Genomic DNA, 2801 nt, shown 5'->3' with positions numbered 1-2801 from the left:
TTATGCTAAAGATGAAAATGATTACAAACTCTTGCTCCCACAATATATTGACCGTAATCTTATGCTATAAAATCACGGGTGGGGTTAACTTGACGCTTACTAATAACCGGAAGTAAAGGCAATTAAAGGTAATGCAGGGCGAATATCTCTTAGAAATGGTACGTTAGCCATGTTGTTTAAAGAGTGAACTGCAAAATGAATTTTTTACAAAATATAAAGATATCTGTTAGTATATCTCCGGTGCGAAAATATCATATGGAGTAAAAGAGGGTATGTTTAAGAGGAAGCCGTTTATGGCTGTGATTATTATAAAAAAATACACATGGAGATAAAAATGAAATTTCTTGATAACACGAAAATTTGCACAAAGTTAATAGGAACATTTTCACTGCTGGCCATTATAACGGCAGTTGTAGGGTGGATTGGTTTCATTGGAATGAATGGTATAATGAAAACAGCGGATGAGGTGGGGGAAGTTCGCCTTCCGAGTATTTATGCTCTTGAAATAATGAATGAAGCGCAGACTGCAGTAAAGTCGGCAGAAAGAACTATGTTAATTGCCAATATAGGTGCTGAGCGTATAAAAAGGGAAACAAAGCATATTAAGGATGCTTTTAAGAGGGCAAATGATGCGTGGAAGATATATGAGCCTCTCCCACAGACAAAAGAGGAGGCTGAACTTTGGAAGCAGTTTGTGCCGACATGGAAAGCATGGGAAAAGGATGTTGAGGAATATCTGAAGTTACATGAGCAATATGAGCATGATAAATCCTTTGAGGAGAAAGTACGTAATCAAAGTTTAAAGACAGCATCGGATTCTTTCAAAGTAGCTGAGGGGCTTTTAGGTAAGATAATAGATATAAACGATAAAGTAGCAAAAGAAGAGATGAAGAAAGGTGATGAAATAAGCAGTAAAGCTAAGAGAAATTTAATAATTGCTATAATTATAGGCGTAATTGCTGCTATGTTTTTAGGAATTACTATTTCCTGTTCGATAAGCAATCCACTGCAGAGTGGAGTGGTATTTGCAAAGGGTATAGCAAGCGGTGATTTAAGCGGGCAGATACATATGGACAGAAAGGATGAAGTAGGCCAGCTTGCCAATGCGCTAAACGATATGGTAGAGAAACTGAGGAGTGTTATAGGAGAGATAAACGTATCAGCAGATAATGTGTCATCGGGTAGTGCAGAATTAAGCAGTACAGCTCAGGTGATTTCACAGGGAGCCACGGAACAGGCGGCAGCGGTAGAAGAGGTATCATCGTCAATGGAGGAGATGGCTTCCGGTATAAAACAAAACGCCGATAATTCCCAGCAGACGGAGAAGATGGCAGCAAAAGCATCCCAAGACGCACAAGAAAGTGGTAAGGCCGTGGATGAGGCAGTACAAGCCATGAAAGAAATAGCAAGTAAAATATCTATTATTGAAGAAATAGCAAGACAAACCAATCTTTTAGCGCTTAATGCAGCAATAGAGGCGGCACGTGCCGGTGAACACGGAAAAGGTTTTGCAGTTGTAGCCTCAGAGGTAAGAAAACTTGCGGAACGCAGTCAAAAAGCAGCCGGTGAAATCAGCACCTTATCGTCAACAACTGTTCAGGTATCAGAAAAAGCTGGTACAATGCTTAAACAATTAGTACCTGACATACAAAAGACTGCAGAACTGGTTCAGGAAATAAGTGCGGCAAGTAGTGAACAAAACGCAGGTGCTGATCAGATAAACAAGGCTATAACACAGCTTGATCAAGTGATTCAACAAAACGCTTCTGCGTCTGAGGAGATGGCATCAACCTCTGAGGAGCTAACATCACAGGCTGAACAACTTTCGGCAGCAATATCATTTTTTAAAACTGGCGAACAACGAAGGGTAACAACTGGTGCTAAAAAACAGCCGTCTAAGATAGCACACTTGACACACGAGAAGGTTAAACCCGTTACGAGGTCATCCATGAATGTCAAAGATGATAGCGAATTCGAATCATATTAAGAGGAGGTGTTAAATGACAGAAGAAGACGAAGTAATGCAATTTCTAACATTCAAACTTGATGATGAGGTTTTTGCGCTTCACATAGAAAAAATACGAGAGGTGTTAGAATTTACCACTGTTACAAAGATGCCAAGGACGCCAGAGTTTATGAGAGGCGTTATTAATTTACGTGGCAGCGTTGTCCCTGTGATAGATTTAAAGCAAAAGTTTGGTATGTCTTTTACAGATAAGGCCGTAGATACCTGTGTTGTAATTACAGAGGTTGATATGGAGGGTGAGAAAATTGTTTTGGGAGCCATGGTTGACAGCGTCAAAGAGGTCATGGAACTGGAGAGAAATGCAATAGAGCCACCGCCAAAGATAGGTACGCAGTTAAGCAACGAGTTTATCGAGGGGATGGGTAAACAAGGAGAGGAATTTATAATACTTTTAGATATAGACAGGATATTTTCTGCAAATGAGTTAACAATGGTTACTGATATGAGAGACGAACATTCAGAGGCTGAACTGGAGCATGTCGGGGTCTGAAACTACTAATAGCGTTGTAATGCCACTGTAGGACTGTCCATGTGGTGCACCCATAATAATAATGGCAAAATATTGGACAGACCCATACGTTTGCCTACAACGACATTTGTTGTATGAAAAGAACAGTAACAACATGTTTATGACGCTTGAAGACTTCGACGAGGTGATACCAGAAAGGAAGAAGTGTAAGCGTCAAGTTAGCCCCACTCGTGATTTTATAGCATAAGATTACGGTCAATATATTGTGGGAGCAAGAGTTTGTAATCATTTTCATCTTTAGCATAA

2 protein-coding genes are annotated in these 2801 nt (G+C 40.0%); both read left to right on the top strand.

Going from position 1 to position 2801, the window contains the following annotated elements; all coding sequences use genetic code 11:
* Positions 1-334: 334 nt before the first annotated feature.
* On the top strand, positions 335-1987 hold the full coding sequence (locus H7844_15720; protein MEO5358728.1) for a methyl-accepting chemotaxis protein: 1653 nt from the start codon (positions 335-337) through the stop codon (positions 1985-1987).
* Positions 1988-2000: 13 nt separating this feature from the next.
* A complete protein-coding gene (locus H7844_15715) occupies positions 2001-2516 on the top strand; it encodes a chemotaxis protein CheW (GenBank protein ID MEO5358727.1) in 516 nt (171 codons plus the stop codon).
* The last annotated feature ends 285 nt before the right edge of the window (positions 2517-2801 follow it).

This window comes from Nitrospirae bacterium YQR-1 (genome assembly GCA_039908095.1).
Taxonomy (GTDB): domain Bacteria; phylum Nitrospirota; class Thermodesulfovibrionia; order Thermodesulfovibrionales; family Magnetobacteriaceae; genus Magnetomonas.
Note: the sequence above shows the minus strand (reverse complement) of the source record. Positions and strands in the feature narration are given on the sequence as shown.